General features: G+C 55.3%; 22 protein-coding genes and 2 pseudogenes. 11 read left to right on the top strand and 13 right to left on the bottom strand.

Annotated features, from left to right (window positions below):
• Positions 1 to 316: 316 nt before the first annotated feature.
• Both JZM60_RS05850 and JZM60_RS05855 read right to left on the bottom strand, forming a co-directional pair.
• The gene (locus JZM60_RS05850; RefSeq protein ID WP_207164572.1) at positions 317 to 1,018 is read right to left on the bottom strand and encodes a hypothetical protein; all 702 of its coding nucleotides are present in this window, start codon (positions 1,016 to 1,018) and stop codon (positions 317 to 319) included.
• A 5-nt stretch (positions 1,019 to 1,023) separates the two neighbouring features.
• Positions 1,024 to 2,736 carry an ABC transporter ATP-binding protein gene (locus JZM60_RS05855; RefSeq protein ID WP_207164573.1) on the bottom strand — a complete coding sequence of 571 codons (1,713 nt, stop codon included), beginning with the start codon at positions 2,734 to 2,736 and terminating at the stop codon, positions 1,024 to 1,026.
• Positions 2,737 to 2,971: 235 nt separating this feature from the next.
• On the opposite strand from JZM60_RS05855, the gene JZM60_RS05860 reads away from it, so the two are divergent.
• The 6 genes and pseudogenes from JZM60_RS05860 to JZM60_RS05885 all read left to right on the top strand — a co-directional run.
• Entirely contained in the window at positions 2,972 to 3,967 is a 996-nt protein-coding gene (locus JZM60_RS05860) for a phospholipase D-like domain-containing protein (protein WP_207164574.1), read from the top strand.
• Positions 3,964 to 5,130, top strand: coding sequence for a glycosyltransferase family 4 protein (locus tag JZM60_RS05865; protein WP_207164575.1), 1,167 nt, complete (start codon positions 3,964 to 3,966; stop codon positions 5,128 to 5,130). The genes JZM60_RS05860 and JZM60_RS05865 overlap by 4 nt, the downstream gene beginning before the upstream one ends.
• A gap of 106 nt (positions 5,131 to 5,236) precedes the next feature.
• The gene (locus tag JZM60_RS05870; protein ID WP_207164576.1) at positions 5,237 to 6,232 is read left to right on the top strand and encodes a radical SAM/SPASM domain-containing protein; all 996 of its coding nucleotides are present in this window, start codon (positions 5,237 to 5,239) and stop codon (positions 6,230 to 6,232) included.
• Between the two features lie 211 nt (positions 6,233 to 6,443).
• Positions 6,444 to 7,430 (top strand): IS30 family transposase, encoded by a 987-nt coding sequence (locus JZM60_RS05875; RefSeq protein ID WP_207164577.1) that lies wholly within the window; start codon positions 6,444 to 6,446, stop codon positions 7,428 to 7,430.
• Between the two features lie 236 nt (positions 7,431 to 7,666).
• On the top strand, positions 7,667 to 9,259 hold the full coding sequence (locus tag JZM60_RS05880; RefSeq protein ID WP_207164578.1) for a rhamnan synthesis F family protein: 1,593 nt from the start codon (positions 7,667 to 7,669) through the stop codon (positions 9,257 to 9,259).
• A gap of 166 nt (positions 9,260 to 9,425) precedes the next feature.
• Positions 9,426 to 10,064, top strand: a pseudogene (locus JZM60_RS05885) (IS630 family transposase); the annotation flags it as partial.
• A gap of 54 nt (positions 10,065 to 10,118) precedes the next feature.
• Here the strand turns inward: JZM60_RS05885 and JZM60_RS05890 are convergent.
• On the bottom strand, positions 10,119 to 11,261 hold the full coding sequence (locus JZM60_RS05890; protein WP_241426420.1) for an IS256 family transposase: 1,143 nt from the start codon (positions 11,259 to 11,261) through the stop codon (positions 10,119 to 10,121).
• 183 nt (positions 11,262 to 11,444) lie between these two features.
• On the opposite strand from JZM60_RS05890, the pseudogene JZM60_RS05895 reads away from it, so the two are divergent.
• Positions 11,445 to 11,909, top strand: a pseudogene (locus JZM60_RS05895) (IS630 family transposase); the annotation flags it as partial.
• Here the strand turns inward: JZM60_RS05895 and JZM60_RS05900 are convergent.
• The 9 genes from JZM60_RS05900 to JZM60_RS05940 form a co-directional block, all read right to left on the bottom strand.
• Positions 11,877 to 12,866 carry a glycosyltransferase family 4 protein gene (locus JZM60_RS05900; RefSeq protein WP_207164579.1) on the bottom strand — a complete coding sequence of 330 codons (990 nt, stop codon included), beginning with the start codon at positions 12,864 to 12,866 and terminating at the stop codon, positions 11,877 to 11,879. The pseudogene JZM60_RS05895 and the gene JZM60_RS05900 sit on opposite strands and share 33 nt — an antisense overlap.
• A 69-nt stretch (positions 12,867 to 12,935) precedes the next feature.
• Complete coding sequence (spt, locus tag JZM60_RS05905; RefSeq protein WP_207164580.1) at positions 12,936 to 14,138, bottom strand: serine palmitoyltransferase; 1,203 nt, start codon at positions 14,136 to 14,138, stop codon at positions 12,936 to 12,938.
• A gap of 3 nt (positions 14,139 to 14,141) precedes the next feature.
• Complete coding sequence (locus JZM60_RS05910) at positions 14,142 to 14,393, bottom strand: acyl carrier protein (RefSeq protein WP_207164581.1); 252 nt, start codon at positions 14,391 to 14,393, stop codon at positions 14,142 to 14,144.
• A gap of 34 nt (positions 14,394 to 14,427) precedes the next feature.
• Positions 14,428 to 15,396, bottom strand: coding sequence for an NAD-dependent epimerase/dehydratase family protein (locus tag JZM60_RS05915; protein WP_207164582.1), 969 nt, complete (start codon positions 15,394 to 15,396; stop codon positions 14,428 to 14,430).
• Complete coding sequence (locus JZM60_RS05920) at positions 15,393 to 17,177, bottom strand: fatty acyl-AMP ligase (protein WP_207164583.1); 1,785 nt, start codon at positions 17,175 to 17,177, stop codon at positions 15,393 to 15,395. Before JZM60_RS05920 ends, JZM60_RS05915 begins: the two co-directional genes overlap by 4 nt.
• Entirely contained in the window at positions 17,174 to 17,638 is a 465-nt protein-coding gene (locus tag JZM60_RS05925; protein ID WP_207164584.1) for an HIT family protein, read from the bottom strand. Before JZM60_RS05925 ends, JZM60_RS05920 begins: the two co-directional genes overlap by 4 nt.
• A gap of 97 nt (positions 17,639 to 17,735) precedes the next feature.
• Positions 17,736 to 18,563 (bottom strand): nucleotidyltransferase family protein, encoded by an 828-nt coding sequence (locus tag JZM60_RS05930; protein WP_207164585.1) that lies wholly within the window; start codon positions 18,561 to 18,563, stop codon positions 17,736 to 17,738.
• Between the two features lie 17 nt (positions 18,564 to 18,580).
• Positions 18,581 to 19,762 carry an N-acetyltransferase gene (locus JZM60_RS05935; protein WP_207164586.1) on the bottom strand — a complete coding sequence of 394 codons (1,182 nt, stop codon included), beginning with the start codon at positions 19,760 to 19,762 and terminating at the stop codon, positions 18,581 to 18,583.
• Positions 19,763 to 19,858: 96 nt separating this feature from the next.
• Complete coding sequence (locus JZM60_RS05940) at positions 19,859 to 20,617, bottom strand: phosphocholine cytidylyltransferase family protein (RefSeq protein ID WP_207164587.1); 759 nt, start codon at positions 20,615 to 20,617, stop codon at positions 19,859 to 19,861.
• 158 nt (positions 20,618 to 20,775) lie between these two features.
• On the opposite strand from JZM60_RS05940, the gene lptF reads away from it, so the two are divergent.
• A complete protein-coding gene (gene lptF, locus JZM60_RS05945) occupies positions 20,776 to 21,900 on the top strand; it encodes an LPS export ABC transporter permease LptF (RefSeq protein ID WP_207164588.1) in 1,125 nt (374 codons plus the stop codon).
• A complete protein-coding gene (lptG, locus tag JZM60_RS05950) occupies positions 21,897 to 22,961 on the top strand; it encodes an LPS export ABC transporter permease LptG (RefSeq protein WP_207164589.1) in 1,065 nt (354 codons plus the stop codon). Before lptF ends, lptG begins: the two co-directional genes overlap by 4 nt.
• 27 nt (positions 22,962 to 22,988) lie before the next feature.
• Here the strand turns inward: lptG and JZM60_RS05955 are convergent, their stop codons facing one another.
• Positions 22,989 to 23,945 (bottom strand): metallophosphoesterase family protein, encoded by a 957-nt coding sequence (locus JZM60_RS05955; RefSeq protein ID WP_207164590.1) that lies wholly within the window; start codon positions 23,943 to 23,945, stop codon positions 22,989 to 22,991.
• Between the two features lie 86 nt (positions 23,946 to 24,031).
• Between JZM60_RS05955 and JZM60_RS05960 the strand changes: the two genes are divergently transcribed.
• Positions 24,032 to 25,231: a CDP-alcohol phosphatidyltransferase family protein gene (locus tag JZM60_RS05960; RefSeq protein WP_207164591.1), complete on the top strand. Its 1,200-nt coding sequence runs from the start codon at positions 24,032 to 24,034 to the stop codon at positions 25,229 to 25,231.
• Positions 25,228 to 26,235 (top strand): diacylglycerol/lipid kinase family protein, encoded by a 1,008-nt coding sequence (locus JZM60_RS05965; RefSeq protein ID WP_207164592.1) that lies wholly within the window; start codon positions 25,228 to 25,230, stop codon positions 26,233 to 26,235. Before JZM60_RS05960 ends, JZM60_RS05965 begins: the two co-directional genes overlap by 4 nt.
• Positions 26,236 to 26,247: the final 12 nt, after the last annotated feature.

Raw genomic sequence — 26,247 nt, forward strand, 5'->3', positions numbered from 1 at the left:
AAGCGTGTGTCATTTATGGCACAGCATGTAACAAAAAACACCCTAGCGACTAGGAGGGAAAGTCGACTAGGGCATAATGAGGGTCGTTGGACCCTCGCACTTCTATCTATATTTAATATAGCTTCTTACCTGTACATCTGCAAGCGAATAAATTTTATAAGCAACCAATATACAACGATTTTTAAGATTCGCAACAAGTGGCCGGCCAAGCCGCGCCGAATACGAGGCAAGCGTTTGCGGCTCCCTGGGAAACGCTATGCGGACCGGCTTGGAAGATTGCTGAATTTTTCGGGGAGAATCCGTTCGGGAAGATACATCAATCCCAGTTGATCAGTTTTTTGCGTGCTTTTTCGAGATCATCGGCTTCTTCCGGAAAGGTGACCGGCAGTTTGATGGCTTGCCGCAACTGGGCGAGAGCGGCTTCGCGCCGTCCCATGGCATGGTAGACCTTAGCCAGGCTGTACCGATGGGATATGCGGTCTTTTGTCGCAATTGCCCGCAGCAGGAGGCTTTCTGCTTTTTCCAGAGAGGCGGGGGGGAGTCCTCCGTAGACAAATTTGACAAAAGCCCTGGTCCAGGGCTGTAGAGAAGCAACCTTGTAATGCCAGCGGCTGAGCACAAGCAGGGAAATATCATCGTCGGGATCAAGGGAAAGAGCTTTTTCGATGTTTTCCTTAACCTTGCGCGAGAGGCGGATCTGCTCCCTTACGTTGACATCTTCGGCCTGGGCACCCAGGGCAACGGCCAGCCATTTGTATCCTTCGTCATTACGCGGGTCCGCCTTGATGGCCTGCTGCGCCAGTGCTTCCGCACGGCGGAAATGAGCAGATTTGTTACGCGGGTCGTTGCTTGTCCGGCCAAGTTCGTACTGGTCGTACGCCTTGCGCCATAGGGGTATCTCCTGAGTTTTAACGGCTGCAACCAGGTAAGAGGGGGGCTGTATGACTCCCCAAACTGAAGGGGTGCTCAAGGGCATGGACAGGACAGCGGACAAAAGAAGCATGTGATGCGATTTCACTGGTGCTACCCTCCGGTGGATACCATCGCGGGTTCGGGGCGATCGAGCACCACAGCCTTATCCTTGATGCCGTAAACCCGGTCTGCAACTTTGACCAGCGCGGGCTGATGAGATATGGCAAGCATTGTGACTTTACCGCGGAGACTCGCCAGGGTTTCGCAAATTGCTTTTTCGCTCTCGGGATCGAGGGCGCTGGTCGCTTCGTCGAGAATAAGGAGAGCCGGCCGATGGGCAAGCGCGCGGGCAATGGCGATACGCTGGCGCTGGCCGCCCGACAGCTTTGAGCCGCGTTCCCCGACAATAGTCTGCATCCCCTCCGGCATGGCCGAGACAAAATCCCAGGCTCCCGCGGCACGAAGCGCTGCCTCGGCATCGGTTGCGTCGAGCCCGGAATCCCCCAGGGTGATATTGGCCAGAATGGAATCGTGAAGAAGGACCGTGTCCTGGGGAACGTACCCGATTTTGCTGCGCCAGTATTTCACGTCCATGTCACCCATGGGCACGCCGTCCACCAGAACCTCCCCCTGCTGCGGACGCAGAAGTCCGGTCACAAGATCCACCAGGGTGGTTTTGCCGGCTCCCGAAGGCCCGATTACCGCAATGGAGGCTCCGGCAGGGATTTCAAGGGATACCGACTTCAAAATCTGGACTTTGCCATAACTGAAGCTGACCCCGTCGAAACGCAGGTTCTTCTCCAGTTCCACCTTTTTCTGGCCCAGGTTCGGCTCTTTCTGGCGGTTGGCATCGTTGATTTTTTGTTGCAGCGACCAGAATGCACTTTCGCAGGTGGCCAATTCCTGAAGCTTGCGCTGCATCTTTCCGAATTCACCGAGAAGCCGCACCAGCAGAAAAACCAGTACCATGACGGTCGGCAGCTCATAGTTCCAAAGGACCAGCGTTGCATAGAGCCCTGCCACTATCATGAGAATCAGGAACGGTTCCTGGAGGCTTTTCAGTACGGCTTTGCTGTAGACCTGTCTGCGCAGCGCCTTATTGAGCTTTAGTGTGTCCTCCTCGAGCATTTTTTCGGCCAACTGCTCCCGTCCCATAGCTTTCAGCGGTTTTACCGATTGCAGGCAATCCGTTAAGCGGGAAAGCAGGGACTGCATCAAAGAGGTTTCCTGCCTGCCGGCCTTTTTGGCTTTGCGTATGAGGCGATTAAGTAAAACCATCAGCAGGCACCCGGCTGCAAAGGCCACGACACTGGCTTTCCAGGAGATCATCAGGGCGACAACTGCATAAACGAAACACTGTACCATGTAGGTAATGGCCAAAGTCCCGTGTATGTAGGCAGTAGAGGCCCGAATGACTTCGCTGGCCGCTGAATTAGCCAGGCTGCCCATGGGATGGCTAAGATAATACTCCCAGCGGGTTCCAAGAAGGGCGCGCAGCAATGTAAGGCGCAAGTCCGTCGCCACCAGGGCAACGGTGTAGCCGACTTTGCGGTCGGCCAGCAGCACTAGGGCACTTTTCAGAAGAACGCCCGCAACCACGACCATCAACAATGAGGGGACTGTCGGCGCAATACCCATGGCATGCAGTGCGGAGGTGACGGATTTACCGATCCCGGAAGTCTTGGTGCCGCCAACGGCAATGTTAAGCATCGGCAGAAGGGCGGTCAGGCTGATTCCCTCCATTACGCCGGCGAGAAGCTGGGCCAGGAGCATGGTGAGGGTATGCCGGGGGTAAGCCCGGAAAAAGTGAAGCATAAGTCGCATTTATTCGTCCTTGAGCAGCATCGGGAAGAGTACTATAATATAGACCGTTTTTTATAACATGATACACGGCTCAATGGAAGCGGACACGGTCTCCAGGGCAAAAAACCGGTTGAAAAAGCACCGACATATAAACTATTCTGACCACTGAGATTTCTTTATGACCATATCTACATCTTCGCCAGGCAATCCGCATTTCCGCGTCTTTTTTGGCGGGCCAGACTGTTGCCCCCGGGCCTTGCGCGATCTGCTCCATTCCCATGTCTCCGCCGTGCCGTCCGGCGGCGAGATTTTTTGGGCAACCTATTATTTCCGCGATGAAGCGCTGGCCGATGCGCTTGTTCAGGCCAAGAAACGGGGGGTCGCGGTCAGGCTGACCCTGGAAGCGAATCCGCGCAGTGACCATGTCAATCTCCCCGTACTGGAAATGCTGCAACGTCCCGGCAATCTTGCCGGCGATTGCCGGCCGCTCAGGCATTCCTGTCCTGACAACCTTCGGTGGAAAAAACCCCGACTGCACATAAAGCTCTATTACTTCAGCCATCCTGAACCCCACGTTCTTGCCGGCACGTTCAATCCTTCCGGCAATCAGCCCGAAGATCCGCACATCGTTGAAGAAATCGGCGACCAGGACCGAGGGCACAATCACCTGGTGGAAATTACCGACAGCCGCCTAGTCACCCCCCTGCGCGATCATCTACGCCTCTTGCATAACAGCCCGCACGGCCCCTGGGAACGCCTTCTGCCGCGCAACAACAGGGCGCTGACGGCGGGAGATACGAGCATCTACCTTTTCCCCCGGCTCCATCGCGACGTCCTCCGCCGAAAGCTCCTTGCGCTGCCGGGGGGGACGATTCTGCGCATGGCGATTTCCCATCTGAACGATGCCGAGATGGGGAAAACCCTGCTCACCCTCAAAAAGCGCGGCATTCAAATCGAGATCCTCGCCCATGATACGGAGCGGCGGGTTCCCCGGTGGGTCGAGAATCTGCTGGATGAACACCTGGTCTTTCGCCGCTACCGGCACCCGCAAGGATTTCCCATGCATAACAAGTTCATTCTGATAGATACCCATCGTAGCCGGGAAGTCATCTTCGGCAGCATGAATTTTTCGAAAAGCTCGCTCCATGCAAATCACGAACTTTTAGTGGTTTCATCCAGTTCTTTTCTCTATGATGCTTTCGAGATCCGGTGGAAGCAGATGCTTGACGAAACAGAGGCGATGTTTTCATGACAATCCATGACAAAACCAGCAACAATGCCGCTGAAATTCCCTGCGATAATAAACGGTTCAACATAGTGATGGTTGACTCCCACGGTTCTGTCGAGCGCGGCGGAGCCGTGCAGTGCGCCTCCCTTGCGCGAGCCCTCGCCCGGCGCGGGCATCGCGTCACCTGTATATTTGACGGCGAACCGGATCAGCCGATGGAGGGGGTCTGGTTCCAGAGCCTGCAAAACGCCGGGGTCCGGATTCGGCGCCTTGGACTGCAAAGCCTTGCCGGGATGATGCAACTTCGGCGGCTAATGGCTGAAGAGCATCCCGATGTTCTCCATACGCACAAAAACCGGGCCTTGTTTTGCGCCTACTTCGCTACCTTGGGGATGCGCCGCCCTGTCTGGGCGGCAAATCGGGGTACCGTCTACCCGTTGTCGCAAAGCCGTCTGGCTTATTTTATCCACCGCCGCCATGTTGCCCGTATATTCGCCGTAGCGGATGCCGTCCGGGATGCTCTGGTGGCCGATGGCATTGCCGGGGAAAAAGTTGAAGTAGTGTACGGAAGTTTCGACCCTGACCGTTTTCGTCCGGAAGTTTCCGGTGCCGGTATGCGCCGTGCCTGGCAACTGCCCGAGGGGGTCCCGGTTGTCGGCTTGATCGGCTCCCTGAATACTCCCAAGAAGGGGCAGCCGGTGCTGTTGGAGGCAGCGGCCCTTCTCAAGGACCGATACCCCGAATTGCGTTTTGTGCTGGTGGGCGAGGGGGATTCCGGTGCGCTGCAAACCATGGCAACCTCACTGGGGGTGTCCGACCGGGTGGTTTTTGCTGGCTTTACGGAAGATGTTCCCGCGGCGCTGGCTGCAATAGATATTGTCGTCTGCGCATCACTGCGCGGCGAGGGGTTGACCGGAGCGTTGCGCGAGGCGCTCGCCATGGCTCGTCCGGTAATTTCGAGTGATGTGGCAGGCAATCGGGAACTGGTCATCGATAACAGCACTGGTCTGCTCGTTCCGCCCGGAGACCCTCCGGCCCTGGCCGACGCAATAAGCAGGATGCTCCGGGACGCTGAACTGGCGCAGGGCTGCGCCGCAAGGGGCCGTGAACTCGTGCTTGAGCTATGTACGGAAGAGAAGCGGGCAGCCCGTGCTGAAGGAATATACCGCGAACTTCTTTTGAGTTAGTCTTTGGTGCGTTTTCTCATGACGAAACAATAGCCGGATTTATATTTGGCGCCTGTCCTGTTGAATAAATTAAGGAGCTCATTTCCAACGAAAAGGATATACCTCAATGCCCATTAGATACTTTCTCTCCCAAGACTGCAAAAGCGGGGTTGAGCGGTTCATTCGCCGCCGGCTGCAAGGTATGCGTCCGGTGCCCGGCTTTCCGAAAAACATTCAGATCCAGACCCAGTCCGGATGCAATGCCCATTGCCGGTTTTGTCCCAATGAGAGCACCAGCGGCAAGCTCTCCATGGGGCGGATGGATGAAGATATGTTCTTCCGCATCATCGATGAAGCCGTAAAGTATCCCGTAAAACGCATCAGCCCCTATCTGATGAACGAACCGCTGGCTGATCCGCGGCTTCCCGACCTGATCCGCTACATAACCGACCGCAAGCAGGCGATGACCCGGACCAAGATCAATACCAACGCTTCGTACCTGAACGAAGAGATGGGGGAGCGCCTGATCGAGAGTGGTCTGGACCGCCTTCATGTCAGCTTCCACGGCATACGCAGGGAAACCTACGAATCCAGCATGGGCAATCTGAGCTGGGAAGAGAACCTCGCCAATGTCAATCGCTTCATCGAGCTGAAAGCCCGGCGCAAGGCAAAAACCCCCAAACTCAAGATCACGATGGTCCATACCAAGGCCATCGACCGTGAACTGGACGAGATTCGCGAATACTGGAACTCCCGGGGCATAACGGTCAATATTCATGCCTTCGAAAACCGCTCGCACAATGCCGTTGAAGAGCGTGGCCTCAATGCATTGCCGATGCGGGCATTATCCGACGACTGCGACCGGCTCATGCAGCAGGCATATATCCTGTGGAACGGCGATTGCGTCCTGTGCTGCGTGGACTGGGAGCGCACAACGGTTCTGGGGAATGTGGCCGCGGAGGGTTTGTACAGCGTGTGGCATAACGAAAAGTATCTCCGGTTTCGCCGGAATTATCTGGCGGGAAATGTCAAGGGAACCCTGTGCGCCAGCTGCATGGTCCAGGATGAAGTGGATTTTTCGTACAAGCCGAAACGTTCGCTGCTGCAACGTCTTAAGGGGTAGCCGTCTTTGAGTGAACAGAACAAAATACAAATGCCTAAATCTATAGGCAATCTGAGCTAAAATTTGAATATTTTTTGCAGTATTGCCCGGTTAGATTGTTGCTGGGTAGATTCTATTCGTAAGTGCACCACATGAGCTAAGCGAAGGACATGGCAGGCAAATCTGGTAGTGTGTGAAGCGCGACCAACACATACCCCAGGAGGAGCCCACCATGTCCTACACGCATCTTACCGCAAGAGACCGATATGTCATCAGTCATTTGCACGGCCAGATGAGCTACCGTGAGATCGCCCGCCGCCTTGGGCGACATCACACCACGATCAGTCGTGAGATCAAGCGCAACAAGCCGCCCCACTCCACGTACTGGTACTACTTCATCGAACGTGACGTGGAACTCAAGCGGCACACAGCACGCTGCTTCCGGCGGCAGAGCCATCTGCCTCTTGTCGAGTATGTCGGGGACAAGATCAAGCTTGAGTGGCCGCCGGAGGCGATATCTGCGAGACTGAAGCTTGATTACCCGCATGACGAGCTGATGCGAGTCAGTCACGAGACGGTTTACCGCTGGATCTATCTTGATGCCATGGGAGGCGGCAACCTTCACCAACACTTGCGCCGGCGGCACAGAAAACGGCGCCGGCAAACGCGCTATGGTTCGGGAAGACGCTTCATGCCTGGGCGCGTGCCGATTTCACAACGTCCGTCAATCGTCGCAGCTCGTGAGCGTTTCGGCGACTGGGAAGGAGACACGCTCGAAGGCAAGAAAGGCTGCGGACACCTCGCGACGCATGTCGAGCGCAAAAGCAGGTTCCTTATGGCCGCAAAGCTTGCCGACAAGAGGGCAGCAACTATGACGCAGGCCTCAGCAACTTCATTTTGGCGACTGCCGAAGGTTCTCAGGCAAACGCTGACCGTCGATAACGGAAAAGAGTTTTCTCAATTCAAAGAACTGGAAGCAAGGACTGGCCTGACGGTTTATTTCGCCGATCCGTATGCGGCGTGGCAACGGGGAACGAACGAAAATACGAACGGAATCCTGCGCCACTATTACCCAAAAGGCTTCGACTTCACCACAATCACCCACGAAGAGCTGGAACTCGTGGTAAAGAAAATAAATAATCGACCACGAAAGTGTCTAGACTACCGGACACCTGCGGAAGTCATGCGGCAAGCTTTACGTGGTGCACTTGCAATTTGAATCTGCCCTGTCTGTCATGAGACGCGCTATAGCACATTTAAATTTTAGATAACAGAACTAACTGCACAAGACATTAGAAGTGCAGTAGTGGGGAAATGATGAATAGATTGTTGTGTTATGCTCATTATGATGAGTTAGGTAATGTCAAGCCCTTTGTGAAGTATGCTTTAAAACAGTATTCTTGTATTTGCAATACATTGATATTCGTTAGTAATTCGCCATTAGCGGAAGAAGATATGCAACAACTTCAGTTACTGTGTGATCATGTAATTATAAATGCTAACTCTGGTTATGATTTTTGTATGTGGAAATCTGCTTTAAAAGGAATTGATTATACTTTGTATGATGAAATAGTTTTAGCTAATTCGAGTGTGTACGGTCCAATTGCGACGTTAGAACCTATTTTTGACCATATGAATAACGAATTGTGTGATTTCTGGGGCATTACGGAAAATTTTAATATAGAGCCGCACATTCAAAGCTATTTTTTGGTTTTTAAAAAAAGAGTTATTTTGTCAAATGCTTTTGATGAATTCTGGAATAGTGTTTTGCCGTATAGTAATAAGCGTATGGTGATAATGAGTTATGAGGTTGGTTTATCTCAATGGCTGATAGGGTCTGGGTTTGAAATGGGGGTTTATTGTGGTTTTGATAGACTAAAATATTTCTTAAATCAGAATAAAATTAAAATGAAAGTGAAAAGTAACCCATCGGTAAGATTTGCAGTTGAATTGCTAAAAATTGGTAGTCCGTTTTTGAAAAGAGAGCCGATCAAGAAAAAGTCGATTGATATGAAAAGTATTGTCCATATATTACGTGAGAATTCGTATCCAGTAGAATTCATAGATGAATACGATTGGAAAGACGAAAACCGATGTCCAGTTTGTGGTTCTACAGGCAAGTTGTATTACAAAAAAACAAAAGATAGACTAAATCTGTACAATGTAGGGAGATATAATTATTATAGTTGCAGCAATGCTAAATGCCGTGTTTTATGGTTACATCCGCCTTTGTCTTTTGAACAAATAAAATCTACTTACAAAAACTACTATACTCATGAATGTAGCAGTTCTGAATATTTAGTTGCAAATAATACCATATTCAATTGCTTGACAAAATATGTGAATTTCATAAATAAAACATTGCAACTGCACAAAAAGAGAAAATCTTTTTATTTGCATGGGCTAGATAAAATACGGCCCGGTAAATTGCTTGAAATAGGATGTGGCAGTGGAGACCGTTTAGTTAGTTTGAAAGAAATTGGATGGGAAGTAGCGGGACAGGAGGTTGATCCTAAGCTTTTTGCACCATTGCGGCAAAAAGGTATCAATGTCATTGAAGGGGATATAATATCGAGTGATCTTGAGGATAACCAGTTTGACGCTATCTTATTATCACATGTTATTGAGCATGTGAGCAATATCAAAGAGTTGCTAGTTGAGTGTCGCAGGTTGTTAAAGCCGGGGGGAGGGCTTTATGTGTCTACTCCTAACGCTAGATCGCTAACACATTTGATATTCGGGAAAAATTGGCGTGGTTTGGAAGCACCAAGGCACTTTGTTGTGTTTACCCCTACTGCATTAAAATTAATATTGACCGCATCAGGGTTTAACGTGATACAAAATAAAACAGTTGCACTTAACACAGAAATATTTGTGATGCATAGTCTTGATATTTTAGTAGACAAGTGGACTGATACTAGAAGTGCTCATCGTTTAGGTAGAGAACTGCTTCCTGTAACCAGTCAAATGGTGGGATACATTATTAATATGTTGACTGGAAAAGGTGGTGATGAATGTTTTGCAATTGCCACTAAACGGACCGATTAACAGTCCGCTAAATACAAGTCGATGAAATGCCTTGTGATTTGTTGTTTTGTATAGAGTGCCTTTCCTTGATTATAAGTTGTGTTTAGAAAACCGCTGAAGAATCATTGCTAGTGTCGTGTGCGGTTAGTTCTGTCATTTAACGCATGAGTGTGCTATAGTGCCCCACATGGCACGCACACACGAACTATATGACTTGAAAGTAGAAGATCGTAAGGCTCTGGAGTCACTACTACGATCTCCCAAAGCCGCCCAAAGCCTTGTCTCTCGGGCGAAAGTAATTCTGTTTACTGCTGATGGCAAAACCTCTGAAGAGGTTGCTGTCGCCCTTGGCACAACCACTCGTGCAGTGTATAGGTGGCGCAAACGTTTCAAGGATCATGGCCTTGAAGGTCTTCAGGATCGACCACGTAGCGGACAACCGAAAAAGCTCTCCGAAAAGGTAGTCAAGGAAGTATTGCGGCTGTCTGTTGAATGCATCCCCAGAGAGGCGACCCATTGGAGCGTACGCCTGATGGCCAAAGCTGCCGGCATTACCACCTGGCAGGTTCGGCAGATCTGGGATGCCGCGGACTTGAAGCCCCATCGCCTCAAGACCTTCAAGATCAGCAATGATCCGCAGTTTGCCGACAAAGTCGTCGATGTCGTCGGCTTGTACATGAACCCTCCCGACAATGCCGTTGTCTTGTCGGTGGATGAGAAAACCCAGATTCAGGCACTGGATCGCACTCAGCCGATGCTGCCATTGAAGCCTGGCCAGATCGAACGTCGTACCCATGATTACAAACGCCACGGCACTACCAGCCTGTAGGTAGTGTAAAGAATTTTTCGCTTTTTTCTTTTTGGCAGTGCCTTCAAAAAGTTAGACAGCCTCAGCCCCTTCGAGTTGCTGGTTCAGTTCCTGTTCTCTGAGAAGATCGATATTGAGGTAGCGTTTCGTTCCCCACTGGGTTCCAGCAATGTGACGCAGTCTAGCGGCGCAGAGCATCAATGCCGAGTGCCCGTCGGGGAAAGCGCCAACAACTTTCGTCCGCCGTCGGATCTCTTTCATGATCCGTTCAAGGGCGTTATTGGTCCGGATGCGGATGCGATGCTCGCGGGGAAAGTCATAGTAAGACAAGGTTTCGGCAATCGATTCCTGAACCTTCTTGGCCGCTTCCTTGAGCTTCATCGCCTCCAGCTTGGCAAAGACAGCCTCGGCCTTTTCCAGGGCCGCCTTCTTGTCTTCCGACGCATGGATCGCCTTGAGCATGGCCGCTACTTCCGCCATCCGCTTTGCCGGCACCACGCTGAAGACATTGCGGTAGAAATGAACCGTGCAGCGCTGCCATTTGGTTTGCGGGTAGAACTCAGCCAGGGATTCCACAAGCCCCATGCAAGCGTCGGTGATGAACAGCCGCACGCCAGTGAGACCCCGCTCTTTGAGGTGGCGCAGGAAGCTCGACCAGCCGGCCTTGTCTTCCTTGGCCCCTTCGCAGACACCGAGGATTTTGCGATATCCTTGGTCATTGACGCCGATGGCTACTAGTACCGAGACATTGGTCACTTCGCCGCCCCAGGAGCGCTTAAGCACGATGCCGTCCAGATAGACGTAGGGGAACTCCCCTTTGATGGGACGGTTTCGCCACTCCTCGATCTTGGCGTAGACCTTCTTGTTAAGGTTGCTGATAGTGCCGGGACTGACCTTGGTTCCCCACAGGGTTTCGGTAATGTCTTCGATTCGTCTTACTGAAACACCGGCCAGGTACATCTCGATCAACGCTTCTTCCACCGAGGTTTCACGCCGACGGTAGCGCTCGATGATGGCCGTCTCAAAGGTCTGGCGCCGGAGCTTCGGCATGTTTAACGTCACTTCTCCGGCCTTAGTCTGGAGCTTACGCTGGTAATAGCCGGCTCGGGTATCGGCTCTGGCCTCATGACGCTGATACTTCTCGGCGTTACACAAACGGTCTGCCTCGGCATCGAGCATTCGGTTCAGGGTCTCTTCTACGGTACTGCGGACCATTTCTCCAAGGTGGTCGCGGACGGCAGTTTCATTCAGTTGGATGATTTGGGCCTTTGGGGTACAATGTTCTTCCACGGCAGCGTGCTCCTTTCGGGTCGAATTTTCGTTTGGCGACGCAATTCTAACCGATTCGAGGCACTGCCGTGCTTCATTTTAAAAAAGCGAAAAATATTTTACGTTATCAGCCTGTATGCTGCATTTGACGTTCTGACAGGTAAGGTGATCGGCCGAGTCACCAAGAGGCACCGAGCCAAAGAGTTTCTCGATTTTTTACGCCAGATTGACCGCTCAACACCCAAAGAACTGGACCTCCACGTTATTCTTGATAACAGCAGTACTCACAAGACAGCGGAGGTCAACAAGTGGCTTGCCGAGCATCCTCGGTTCATATTGCACTTCACCCCCACCAGCGCTTCATGGCTCAATGCCGTGGAAGGCTGGTTTGCCCAATTGGAACGGCGGGCGATTTATCGGGGCGTTTTTACCAGTGTTAAAGAGCTTCGCGACGAAATTCAGCGGTTCATCAGGGTGCATAACGCACATAGCGCCAAACCGTTCAAATGGACCAAAAGTGCCAATTCCATCATTGAGGCAGTCAACAGAGCAAAGCAATTATTAACTGATGCGACTAACCAAACGGGACACTAGCTTCGTTCCGACAACTTCAATTGAAAATTCCCGCTCAATTTGCGCACGCCCCATGTCTCCGATGTGTTTTGCAAGTTTTGGTGATTCGATTAGCAACTTAAGCTTGTCATAGAATTGTTCGTTGTTATCCGCAAGCAGACCGGTTTCCCTGTCTTCTATCACATAATTATTGTACCCCCAGTTGGTTGCTACAACAGGAACGCCGGCAGCCATATACTGGAGGGCTTTGTAGCTACACTTTCCTTCCGTATAGCGATTTTTGGGCAGGGGCATGACACCAATATCAAAATCGGCAATTTCCGTAGCTTGGCCCTCCAGGCTCCAAGGGATATTGGTAACCTTTACGCCGTCCAGTTGCAGATTACAATTCGAAACGACTCTCAATTCCAACGGATATTCTTTTGCAAGCCTTCTAAGTGGCTCTCCTATCGCCGATAGATGGTGCAAGTTGTGGCCATATCCGACCCACCCGATAACATGGGGTTTTGTATCGATATTCCATTTTTTTGCTGGAACTCCGGTAATTTCAACAGCCGAAGGAAGTATTGTCACCTGCTTGGTATAACGGAGCGCTTCATCGGCCAGGAAGGGGTTGCCGGCAATCACCAAGTCGGCGCATGCGACAGTTCGAGCGAATCTGGAACGCCGAACCTTGCAGGAAGGATCACCGGCCCGGTCATTCCGAATAAAGATAGCGTCATCAAAGTCGAAAATAAGACGTTTTGCTAATTTTCTCAGCAGTAAGAGATCAATGAGAGGAAGTAGTTTCTTCTGAAGAATTACAACATCGTAAGATGGCAGGCGGGTCAGCAGGCCAGTCTTAGCGCTGAATGTGGTGGGCCAGGGTAAGGCTTCGGCATCGATTCCGTTTGTCAATAATTCTGGAAGCAGGTTTAGAACGCGAATTCTACTTGAACCGAGCTGTTGCTTTTTGAAGACAAAAAGTACTTTTAGCATTAATTGTTCTCGAAGTTACAACTGGCTTACTGATCGTGGAATGCTTTGCATCCCAGATTGGGTGCTGATCTAGGCGGGAGCATGCTGCAAACTGACTTTTGCGGCCAAATCTTTGAACATATACACAATCCGCTTAACCTGCTCCTCCGTATGGGCCGCGCTGACGCTGCAGCGCAGCAGGCTTTTCCCCTCGGGGGCTGCCGGCGGCAATACCAGATTGACATATATTCCGTTATCCAGGAGCTCTTTCCAGCAGGCGAGGGTTTCTTCCTTCGACCCCATGTAGACGGCAACTACCGGTGTCGGCTCGGGGCCGAGGCGGTAGCCCAGCTCTGAAAGCCCCTCGTAGAGCTTCCGGGCGTTTGCCCAGAGCCGCTCGCGCAGATCCGCTCCGGCGGCAAGAGCCTGAAGCGCCTGGCGCACCGATGCAATGGTGGCAGGAGACGGAGATGCGGTAAAGAGGTAGGAGCGGCTCGCATAGCGTACCAGGTCGAGCTCGGGATGGTTGCTCACGCAGAATCCGCCGATCGCCCCGAGGCTTTTGCTGAAGGTGCCGACGATGAAATCGACGTCACCCATACAGCCGTCCTCTTCCACAAGGCCCCTGCCCTTTTTGCCGAGAACCCCCAGCGAATGGGCCTCGTCGACCATGAGCCAGAAGCCGTATTGCTTCTTCAGGGAGACGATTTCGGCCAGAGGCGCCCGGTCGCCAAGCATGCTGTAGATCCCCTCGACGATAACAAGGGCATTCTTTGCCCGATCGCCCAGGCGGCGCAGGCGCTTTTCGAGATCTGCGGCATCGTTGTGACGGAAGCGGAGGATGTCGGCTCCCCCCATCCGGCAGCCGTCGTAGATGCTGGCATGGGAGTCGCCGTCGATGATGACGGTATCCCCGGGGCCGGTGAGGGTGGATATTACCCCGAGATTGGCCACGAATCCCGTGGAGAAGACGATGGCTTTGGCGCAGCCGAAGAACTCGGCCAGCTCCCTTTCCAGGGCGCGATGCCCGGAGAATGTGCCGTTGGCCATGCGCGAGCCGGTGGTGCCGGTTCCTTCGGAGCGGGTAGCCTGACAGGCGGCTTCAATGCACTGGGGATCGAAGGTCAGCCCAAGATAGTTGTTGGTACCGGCCAGAAGCACTCTGCGGCCGGCTATGCGGGCCTCGGTCGGCGAGAGGATCTCCTCAATTTCCACGTTGAATGGATCAATTCCCATCTCATTCAGCGTTTTGCGCGCTTGGGCAATTAATGCGAGTTTGTTGAAGAGTCCCATGTCTCAGGCCTCGAGCTCTTGTTGAATCCGCAACACGAAATCCCTGACCGTCCGGATTCCGGAGAGGTCATTCAAGGGGAAGGAAATATCGTAGGCGTCCTCCACTTCCTGAACAAGTTCCATCACCAGAAGGGAGTCGAGACCAAGATCGTTGACAAGCTCCGTCTCCTCCCCAATGTTCTCCGGAACCTTGTCAAACTGCTGGAGGAGCGCCTTGACCTCTTCGAATATTTCCGCATAGTCTTTTTTGGGCATAGCCTCGGTCCTCTAAGTTAATTTGATTAGCCCATCATCCGAGCGTGCGGAGCAACCCTTCGCGCAGCCCGACTTCCGGAGCCCATCGGGTGATGCAACTGAAATCCGCATTATCGCAGACCCAGTCGTCATGGCACAATTCTCTGACCTTGCCCGGCGTCAGCATCGGCAGATATCCGGCAAGCCGGGAGATGGCGGAGTTGACATGGGCCGCGGCGTCCAGGGCTATCCGCGGAACATCGATGCGTCTGACGGGACGCCGGTAAAGCTCAGAGGCTATTTCCCGGATTTCTTCCCAGCAGTACCCCCCTGCCTTGCCGTCGTGCAGTTCGAAGCAGCCGTCGCTGCCGGCACCGCTCATCAGCCAGCTCAGGACTGCCTCCGTAAGGTCGTCGATGAAAATCAGCGAAAAGCGCCCAGTTCCTCCTCCGGGGACAAAGACCATTCCCCGCCGGATCCATTGCAGCAGGGGTAGCATTTCGCGGTCTCCGGGGCCATACACTGCCGGCGGCCGGATAATCGTCCAGTCGAGCCTGTTGGCCGCACCGCGCAGAACCTCTTCCCCCTGCCGCTTGCTTGCGGCATAGCAGGAGAGTTCCGGTGATCTGGCAGCCAGAGAGGAGATCAGAAGAAAGCGCGGAGAGTCCGCTGAACTCCGCGCCATTTGTGCAATCTTTTCCACTCCGGAAACGTTGGCCGGCATAAAGTCGGATGCCGATGCGCCGCGCACGGATCCGGCGCAATGAATCACAGCCGAGGCTCCGTCGAGAAGTTTCCCCAGACTGTCTTCACTGTTCAACTCGCCATGAATCCATGTCAGTCCCGGCGCGGTGAAGCACGACGAGATAGAAGCCGGGCGTACCAGCGCCCTGACACAAACATTTTCCTGCAGGAAGCGATAAATGAGAGATTTGCCGATGAAGCCGGTCCCGCCGGTAATGGCGACGGTTGTGACGTGGGCGGACGGGGCATCATTGTGCGACTCCCGTACGGGGTCAGTCATGCTGCTAGCTCCCGGTCTGGCCGACATACTGCAGGGGGGCTGGGAACAGATCCTGGTTGCGGTGGAGAAAATCGGCCCGTGCCATGGTTCTTGATATCTTGCCGGATGATGTTTGCGGCAGGGTGTGCGGGGGGGACGAGCTCAACCATGCAATCGATGCCGAACTCTTCCCTGACGCGGCCGCGAAGGGCCTCTACAAGGCGGTCGCGCTCCATTTCGTCGAATTGACGGAATTGACGGCACTGCACCACCAGAACCACGGCCTCGTCTTCTCCAACCCCGCCGGTGGAAAATGCGGCAGCGTCCCGCGAACGGATTTCCGGCATCTGCTCAGCGATAAATTCAATATCCTGCGGCCATATGTTCCTGCCGTTGATGATAATCATGTCTTTCTTGCGGCCGGTGATAATTACCTGTCCGTCGGCCAGGTAGGCGAGGTCGCCGGTATTGAGCCAACCATCGGAAGACAGGACTTCCCTTGTGGATTCATGATCGCCGAGATATCCGCTCATGACGCTGGGGCCGCGCACATGTAGCACTCCGCAGCGCCGCTCGGGCAGCACCCTTCCCTGTTCGTCGCGGATCTCGATCTCGTGTCCGGGAAGGGGTGCGCCGCAGAATACTAGTTCTTTGGTTTCTCTGCTGCATCTGCTTTCCTCAACGGGCACGGCCGTTCCGTTTTCCGCGAGGGTCTCGGCGCTGATCCGGTCGATAACCAGACCTTTGCCAAGGGGGGCAAAGCTTACGGCGAGGGAACATTCCGCCATGCCGTAGGAGGCCACGAAGGCCCGGGAATGGAAGCCGGCCGGTTCCAGCAGCCGGGCGAAACGATCCAGGATATCCGCCCTGATCGGCTCGGCACCTGTTCCGGCGATGCGCCATGAGCTCAGATCGTATCGCTCGATTTCATTCGGGCGAATGCGCCGCGCGCACAGGGCGTATCCGAAGGTGGGGCTGTAGGAGATTGTGGCGCGGTTTCTGGAAATCAATGCCGGCCAGAGGCGCGGACGCATGGCGAAATCCCGCGTGCTCAGGTAATCAATGGAAAGCTGCGAAGCCATCGGCGCCAGCAGAAAGCCCACAAGCCCCATATCGTGGTAGAAGGGGAGCCATGAGGTGCACCGGTCTCCGGGGCGGACACCGAGCCCGTTGCGGATGATCCCTTCCAGGTTGGCCATGACTGACTTCTGCGTGATTACAACTCCGCGGGGGAAACGGGTGCTGCCCGAAGTATATTGCAGGTAGGCGACTTCATCGGGACGAGGATGCTGCAGCGGCAAATCCGCTTCGGGAAGGGCGTCGAAGAAGGCTGGTTCACCGACATGATCCAGGTTCAGACCGTCAACGGCATCAACCAGAAAGGGGTAGAAGGAACTGGAGCTCATGGCGGCCTTAGCTCCGCAGGAGACCAGGAGTTTGCGTAAATTTTCAATAACGGCCTGGCGTCCGCCCAGATGTACTGCTGCAGGCAGAGGGACGGGAACCAGCCCGGCATACTGGCAGGCAAAGAAAAACCGCACAAAATCAGCATCGGTATCGGCGACCAGGGCCATCCGCTCGCCCCGCTTGAGGCCGAGCCCCAGGAGCTTGCTCGCCAGCGACCGGGCACCTTGTCGCAACTGCGTATAGGAGACAGAGGCTTCGAGCGCCCCTTTCCCGGAATAGAAATTGATTCCCGTAGTGCCTTCCGCTGCATAATCAAGGGCTTCGGCCAGACTCTGGAAATCGCCTTGACGCAAGGCGATGGAGTTTTCGGTCGGCGTCATTTTAAGTTCATTCATAGATCGGATATTCCAGGGGACGGGGAAGTCCGTTCCCAACATGAGAGTAGGTGCTGCAAGAGTTCCTGCCTGGTCCCATCGTCAAGTTCATTGCTCCGGCTAAGGTCCGGCGGTCCGTGCCAGGTCGGGTCCCGGAATACCGTTCCGGCAAATCGGCGCTCCTGGGCGTAGCGTGGAATAACGTGAAAATGGACGTCGGGATCAACCATCATCAGCATGAGGTAGTTGATTTTGTCGAAAGCGAAGATTCTTCGAAGCGATCGCTCTATGCGTCCGGTTACATCACGGAGGTCGGAAAAAGCTTGCTCGCTCAGGGCGGAAAACTCCTGAACCGGCTCTTTGCAGATCAGTACCAACGATCCCAACGTCACCTGGGCGGGGCGGAGCAGAACGGCCCAGCGGGGACCGTCTTCGATGAGCGTGCCGGGATAGCCGAATTTATCAAGGGTCGTATTGGTCATGAAGCCATCCTTGAACCACTCTGTCTGGCCTTTGCCTTGTTTCCGCGGGGGTTCCCGGCGACGAGGCAAATCTGTTACATTATTGCACAAGTTCAATTTAATAAAAAGGCTTTTTCAACACGCTTTCCCGGCGTCCTGAAAGGATTTTCTCCGTAAGAGCCCAGTCTTCGACCTTGTCCACATCCACTGCCGCTTCCGCGTCGGGCATCCAGACCACCCCGGCGCGGGCATCCATCAGCGACGACATGCGGGACAATCCCTCCTCAAGGGTCAGGCGGCCCAGAAGATAGCGCAGAACAGCCATGAATCCGAGGGATTTTACGATTTTAAGAGGATGCTTGCGCTGCTCTTCGACCCGCCGCCAGAAGGTTACCGCATTGCCGCCCCGGGGAGTTAGAAACACAAAGAGATTGCATCCGCAATATCCGCCGTCGCGCAGGCGGGTTATGGTCCGGCGGCTCTCGGGAAAGGCCGCCGCCACCATTTCGGAGCGAGCAAGGCCGGCAACGACGTCGCATTCCGATTTGACGGCCTGGGTGCAGAAATGATCTACCATCTGCGGAGTGAGGAGCGCGTGGTCCGCGGTGGTCACCAGCACCGGCCGGTCGGGCGGCAGCTCGTCCAGGGCCGCTTGGGCGCTACGGCTTGGCGAGGTTTTGTTCTCGACCCAGCGAATCTTTCCGGAAGAGATCAGGGAATCCAGCTCGGGGGATCTGCCCAGGAGACGGTCCGAGGAGCCGCACACAAGGCATGAATCGATGACGGCCGCACCTTCGAGGGCATCGAGTACGCGCAGGATCATGGGCCGCCCGGCAACGGGAACCAGTGCCTTGCAACTGACGCCGGCCGCCTTGACGAGGGGGTCTTCGGCGCCGCGGTCGCCGGCGAGAATAACGGCGGCAAACTTTACTGGAATAGGGTTCATGTTAGCGGATATCTCACTCAAGGGAGGTCCTTCCGGTAGATGCGGTAGCGTTTGTAGGATTCACCGCCGATTGATTCTATGATCCTGCGCATCCCTACGTTGTTTTCCAGTATCCAGGACATCTCGACCTCTTCCATGCCGCGGCTGCGCGCCGAATCCTGCAGCGAGGTTATCATCAGCAGCGCCAGTATCGCACCGAGACGGCTCTTCTGATAGCGTTGCCGAACTCCCATGAGCGGCACCCGGCCGGTTTTAACACCGCTGACCTTGAGCCGCCAGAGCAATTTGAGCCACCCCAGGGGGAACAGCCTGCCGTCCAGATCCCTGATGGCCTCGTTGAGATTGGGGAAAACTACCATCATTGCCGCCGGTTCGCCATCAACTTCTGCTATGCGGACGAAGTCGGTCGGCACGAGGAGTTTGAGGCTCTTCCCCAAATCGTCGAACTCCTCCGTGGTGAACGGCAGGAAGCCCCAGTTGTTTGCCCAGGCATCTTCGAAGATGTCCTTGATAATCGCCAGGTCTTCCGTGAATTCCCGGCGGCGCATCGGCCGCAGGCGCACCTGTCCGGCAATGCGTGAGCTCAGTGCCTCAAGATGGCGGGGCGCGGCAAAGTCCGACCCGATGCGATAGGCCAGGAGATCCTGCTCAGCGGTAAACCCCTGTTCTTCGATACGCCGGGAATAGTACGGCAGGGCATGCCCCATCATGATTACGGGGGGAGTGTCGAAGCCCTCGACGAGCAAGCCGCATTCCTGGTTGATCGAAAGGTTGAAGGGCCCCCGGATGCGTTTCATGCCCCGCTCGCGCAGCCAGGCTTGAGCTGTATCTAAAAGGGCTTGAAAGACCTCCGGATCATCCTGCGCCTCCAGCATGCCGAAAAAACCGGTATGGTCGTCATAGCGCTGCAGATGGAGCTGGTCCACCTGGGCGCTGATGCGTCCGACGGTTTTGCTTCCGCGCCGGGCGATCCACGCCTGGAATGTCGCGTGTCTGAAATAGGGGTTGTTCTTTGAGAGATGCTCCCTGCGTTCGAGGAGCAGGGGTGGAATCCAGGCCGGGTCGTGGGTATACAGCGATTCGGGAAGATGCAGAAATTCGCGGTGTGCGGCCCTGTCGCATACCGGCAGGATTTCCAGCGGGGCAGCCGAGGAAGAGTCCTTCTCAGCCATTGCCGATTCATTGGGCCGGGTGGTCATGGGTATCCGGGAGTACTTTCCTTGGAAGTCTGTGGGAGCAGCTCCGGGCATGGCCCGGAACTGCTTTCTGGATTTTGCTGAACCGCGACAACGCTTTTATACTGCTCCGCGCATGTCGCCGGCCTGTCTTTCCGCAATTCCGCGCACCACTTTTTCGGCATGTTTCAGGTCTGCGGGGCAGTCGACCTCGCCCCAGACCAGTCCTTCTATGCAGCAGGTCCAGACGGGCGACTTCTGTGCCAGTTCGTCGATAACGGACAGATACCAGCGCTTGAGGGAGGTGGGATTGCGCATGACATCTTCCACGGTTTGCCGGAACAGCTCCGGCCCCTCTCCCCGGAACAGCAGCATGCCGATGGACTCGGCGTGAACCTGGTCGAGGGGTAGGTCCTTGCCGATGCGTACCAGGCGCTCGCCATCGAGAATCACTTTCATGTCATCGCCGTCATAGCTGTTTTTGCGATCGATGGTTACAGTTACCGGCCGCGGCTCGGAGGCGAGGAGGTTCTCCAGGACGGGGGCCTGGAAGAGGGTGTCGCCGTTCAGGATGATGAAATCCTCCGTCATCTCGGATCGGGCGATCCAGCATGTGCCCAGGTTGTCGGCCACGGAGTAGAAGGGGTTGAAAATGGTGCGTACGCCACCTTGTCCGTACCGGTCATAGAGCAGTTGCTCGACCTTGTCGGCCCCGTACCCGACCACGACGCAGATGTCTTCGACGCCGCACTTGATCAGTTCGTCGATCTGCCATTCAACCATTGCCTGACCATTGATGGGAACGGTACACTTGGGCCGTTCAGCGGTATAGGGAAGCAGTCTCTTCCCCTGTCCTGCGCTGAGAATAATGGCTTTCATGCTGATTCGATCTCCTCTCCGTCTTTCGATAACCGGCAGTCTCTTGTCGGATGCAGCTTTAGTATGTTACGATTAGCTGTAGTAATTTATAGAAAATGCCTATAAGGGTCAAGGGAATTCCTGATGCCGGAACTATCCTTTATCTCGTGCAAAATCATTTGAAATTTTTGGAGCCGTTTTTGATTCTGGAGCGCTATATAGTACGGGAAATTATGGCCCCCCTGGTGGCGGTCTGCGCGGTTTTGATCATGATTTTCGCCGGCTACAGCGCAATCCAGTTTCTTAACGATGCGGTCAACGGCCTGCTTTCCGGCGAAACGGTTGTCGCCCTGGTTGGGCTCAAGGTGCTCATCGCCTTTGAAGTCCTTCTTCCGGTCACTCTTTATCTGGCTGTTGTCCTTGCCTTGAGCCGCCTGCATGCCGACAGCGAGATTACGGCCATGGAGGCTGGCGGTGTGGGCCCGGGGCGAATCATAGTCTCGGTTTTTTCCCTTGCCCTTGTCCTCGGCCTCGTGGTTACCGTCCTTTCACTCTTCGTTCGTCCTTGGGCTTATGAGCAAATCTATGCCCTGGAAGCCAAGGGGAAGGATGAATTCGACATCGCCAAGGTTGAGGCCGGCCGGTTCTACGAGTTGGGCGAAAAAGTGGTCTTTTTTGCCGAAAAGCTTGACCCGGCTGGGAACCAGGCCGGAAATGTCTGGATATGGGAGTTGGGATCGGGCATGCAGAAAGTGACAACGGCCCGCAGCGCCCACCAGATAAATGGTCCGGGAGAGGGACAAAAGGCCCTGGTTTTTCGGGATGGCTACCACTATGTGCTGAACCGGAAGAAGGGAACCGATCGAATTATCCACTTCAGTGAAAACGTATTCCAGCTCGATACCGACCGGACCCCTCCCGCCAAATATCGACGCAAGGCCGCATCGACTCTGCATCTGGCCCGCTCGCCGGAGCCGGAGGATATTGCGGAGTTCCAATGGCGGCTTTCCACGGGCATTTCCACCGTCCTGATGTCACTGCTGGCGATTCCCCTGAGCCGTGTTGCCCCGCGGCGCGGCAAATACGGCAAAGTGACCATTGCCATCGTCCTCTTCTTCGCTTTTTACAACCTTAACCTGATAGCCAAGACCTGGGTCGAAAAACAGGTGGTTGGCGCCGTGCCCGGCATCTGGTGGGTAACTGCCCTGCTCGGTACCCTGGTGCTGGTACTGCTTCCGGAACGCAATACCTTTCGCCGCCTCTCGGGGCGCCGCCCCCGTGTCAGTGGAGAGTTGTTGCCGTGAAGATTCTCGACCGTTATCTGGCGGCCAGTTTTTTGCGCACATGGTTCAGTGTCAATCTTGTCCTGGCCGGGCTGCTCAGCTTTCTTGAGCTGGCCAGCCAGCTGGACGACGTCGGCAAGGGGAACTACAGTTCGAGCGACGCCCTGCTGTATGTTGCCCTGACCCTGCCGGGACGCATGATCGAGCTGGCTCCGCCGAGCGCTCTGCTCGGAAGCATCATCACCCTTGGGTTGCTGTCCAAGAACCTCGAACTGCTTGCCATGCGGGCAAGCGGTATCTCCATCCAGCGTGTCGGGTGGGCTTTTGCGAAACCCGCTCTCCTTACCCTTCTCGCCCTTCTGCTTGGCGCCCAGTTCATCATTCCGTCCCTTGAGCAGACGGCGTGGACCCGGCGTGAAACCGCGCTTTCAGAGTCGGGAACAATTCTGCCGAGAGGGGATTTCTGGACCAGAAGCGGAAGGCGCTTTATAAACCTGCATACCGGCAGGGAGAGCGGAATTCAGGCGGCCGACATCTACGAGTTTGACGAGGGGAGGAGGCTGGAGGGCTATATCCATGCCCGGGAGACAAAGATCGGCCCCGAGGGGGGATGGGCATTGCACGGAGTGTGGCAGAAGGTCATTACGGACCAGGGAGGGGCGGTGCGTGAGATCCCCCATCTTGTCCTCCCCGGCCTGCTCACCAGCAAACAGGCTGCTGAACTCGCGCTGCCGCCGCAGACCCTCTCTTTGACGGAACTCGCCAGTGTCATCGGCAATCAGCAGGAACGGGGAGAAAACCCGGGGCGCTACCGGCTGGCGCTCTGGCAGAAGCTGAGCCTTCCGGTGATGACCGGGGCGATGATAATGATATCGCTTCCCTTTGTGTGCCGCTCGACCCGCAGTTCCGGTCTCGGCTGGCTCATCATGGTCGGTGCGATTACCGGCGTGGCGTTCTTCTTCCTCAACCAGATTCTCGGCTACACCGGCCTGATCCTCCAGATTTCGCCCGCCTGGACAACTCTCATTCCTGCTCTGGCTGTCCTGGCAGGCGGGGTTTTCCTGACGCGAAGAATCTCCTGAAACGGGAGCCGGCTTGCGGTGGATTCGTCAGGGGGTGCAGGCAGGCAGGCGGATTTCCTTCTCCGGACCTGCTATGAATCTGTGCTGGGCGGGAGAGTAGGCGCGAATGACGAGCCGCAGCAGCCAACCGTCTGCTGTGCGTTGAAAACGGCAAATGTGATAACGGGCCGTACGCTGGGGGATGGGGCTGGAATTGGACGCCGATGGAACCCCGAGAACGGGGATACGATGCGTCCCGGCAACGAGTTCATCCTCCATTGATACGTGAGCGTGGCCGTGAAGAATCAGTTCCGCCCCCTGGCGGGCAACAACCTCGCCGAAAAGGGGGGCGTCGGTCAAGCGCTTGCGCCAGGAGATGCTGCCGGGAATTGGCGGATGGTGAATCAGGACAATTCGCAGCAGGCCGAGCCGTCCGGTCTGCTCCAGCACTTCTTCGAAGCGCGCCAGCTGCTGGCGGCCAAGACTTCCCACGGCGACAAACGGCATGCTGGGGCGGGCGGATGAAAGGCCGATCAATGCCGCCGGGCCTCGCACCCTCAAGCTCGGATAGACACCGGCGGCAGCGCCGTCATCGTCCCCAGCCAGATAGGGCGCCCACTGGCTGAATGTCTCCTGCCACGACGTGGCGACGTAGGTGTCGTGATTGCCGGGGACGACCGTAACCCCTTCCGGCGTGCCAAGGCGCTGGAGCCAGAGGGCCGCCTGACGGAACTCGTCCGGTAGCCCCAGGTTGGTCAGGTCTCCGGTTACGGCCACATGGTCCGGCGCCGCTTCGGCCAGGTCCAGCAGCAGCGCGTCGAGAACACGCGGCGAGTGTATGTGGCGGCGGCGACGTTGCCAGGAGAGATAGCCGAGCAGGCGTTTGTTGAGCAGAGAGGTGAGACTGACCCCTGTCAGTGAAGAGAGATGCAGGTCCGATATATGGGCAAGAACAAACGTTTCTTTCCCGTTGTTCCCGGAAGGATTCGGCTTTACAGATATCATCCGGATATAATAGGATACTATTTCGCTTTTTTCCATCAGCTTTGATTATTGCCGTACATTCCAATATTTCCCCGAGAGCATATAACATGACCGTACATGCGTTAATCCTTGCGGAGGCTCCCATCAGATTGTGGGGCCTTTCCAGCCGCCAGCGTCTCGAGCGTATCCTGAAAAAAATAAATATCACCAGTGTGATCGATGACCCTGAATCCGTCTCCAGAGAAGATTCGATTCTGCTCCTGCGAGGTGATTACCTCTATGATGAGCGTCTCATCAGGAACCTGGTCCAGAAATCCGGAACCGTTCTACAGACCGCCGCAGAAGCGGGGAGCAGGCCCGTTGCCGCCCACGTCGCGGCGACCGATGCGCTCCTTGTTCGCGATGTGCTGGACGGAAAGTCCGGCAGCGCGTTCCCTCCGTCACTTTCGTTCGAGACACCCCAGACCCTTGCGCCGACATACATGAAGCAGTTGCGCAAGATCGACCCCCCCTATCTCCTCCCCATTGTCGAGGAGAACCGGGAAAAGCTGGAACGACGCCTGTTCTCCGGGTCGTACAAGGGGGTTACCGATCTGGTCACCAAATGGCTCTGGCCCAGGCCGGCGCAGGTGGTGACCCGCTTCTGCGCCAACCGGGGCATTACCCCCAACATGGTAACCTCCGTAAGCCTGGTACTGGTAATAATCGCCGGTTTCCTCTTTTACCATGGCCACTTCGCTCTCGGTCTTGCTGCCGCCTGGGGAATGACATTCCTCGATACCGTCGACGGCAAGCTTGCGCGGGTCACCGTCAATTCCAGCTATTTCGGGCACATTTTCGACCATGCTATCGATCTGATCTCGCCCCCTTTCTGGTACCTTGTCTGGGGGTTCGGGCTGGCGAGCTGGAATCCGGGAATGTCTCTTTCGATGGTGGACGCATTCTGGCTGATCTTCATCGGGTACATTGCCGGCCGCATGGTTGAAGGGATTTTCAAAAAATGCCTGGAGCCTTCGGGGATTTTCTGCTGGCGGCCCATTGATTCTTATTTCCGCCTGATAACGGGGCGGCGCAATCCCAACCTGATCCTGCTAACCCTGGGACTCATTGCCGGACGGCCGGACCTGGGGCTGGTGGCGGTTGCCCTGTGGACGGTCATTTCCAGCATTTTCCTGGTGGTGCGGCTGGCAACCGGTTTTGCCCTCCGGATCGTCAAGGGCCCTCTGCAATCCTGGTTTCTTGACATCGATCCCGACGAGAAAAACCCCACCCTTGCCCAGCGATGTTTCTCGAACAACCGCGTGTGAGAGGGGGAATCCCCTCGCCGCCGGATCTCCATGACCTTGCCCGGTGCCGTGCCGTGACCATCGGCATGGTCACGAACCCCCGGAGCGGAGGCAATAAGAAGGGCCTCGGCAAAATCCGGGAATTTCTGGCCCGGAATCCCGGGATCCACCATGGGGAGGCCGTCACTCCTTCGGAAGTGCAGGGGGTTCTTGCCGATTTTGCTTCGAAAGGTGTGAACCTGCTGGTGGTCAATGGGGGAGATGGGACAGTCCAGTCGGTCCTGACCGCCCTTTACGTGCGCTCGCTTTTTTCTGTCCCCCCTCTCCTCGCCCTGCTGCAGGCCGGGACCACCAGCATGCTCTCCCGTGATGTGGGGGTCCGCGGCACTCCTTTGGCCGCTCTGGCGAAGATTCTTGACTGGAGTACCGGTGCCGGAGCGGGCAATCAATCCGTCTTCGAGCGCCCCGTACTGAAAATCAGCCAGGCAGACGATTCGGAGCCGATCTGCGGCATGTTCTTCGGCGCGGGAGCCATCCCGCAGGGGATCGACCTCTGCCATACCAGCATGAACCCCAACGGCGTTCGCGGAGAACTGCTGCCGGGACTTATAATTGCCCGGTTCCTGCTGGCGGTCCTAACCGGCAAAGGGACCTTCGTCCCTTCGACCGATATGGAGATCCGTTTCGACGCAGCTCCTCCCCTGGAAAACTCATACCTTTTCGCCATGATCAGCACCCTGGAGCGCCTCTTCCTCGGCCTGCATCCCTTCTGGGGAACCGAGGCCGCGCCGCTCCGGTTTACCGCGCTGAAAGCGAATCCCCCCTATTTGCTCCGCAATCTGCCGTACTTGCTGCGAGGCCGGCGCACCACAACGGCCTCGCCGGAAAACGGCTTTTTCAGCCACAATGTCTGGGAAATCACCCTGGATTTTAAGGGTAAATTCACTCTCGACGGAGAAATCTTCGAGGCAAAAGGTCCATTAATCATTGAGCCGGCAGGCCCTGCCCGGTTTCTGAAAATCTGAGCCGGCGAGGCA

Origin of the sequence: Geobacter benzoatilyticus, assembly GCF_017338855.1 — a bacterium.
In the GTDB taxonomy this organism is placed as follows: domain Bacteria; phylum Desulfobacterota; class Desulfuromonadia; order Geobacterales; family Geobacteraceae; genus Geobacter; species Geobacter benzoatilyticus.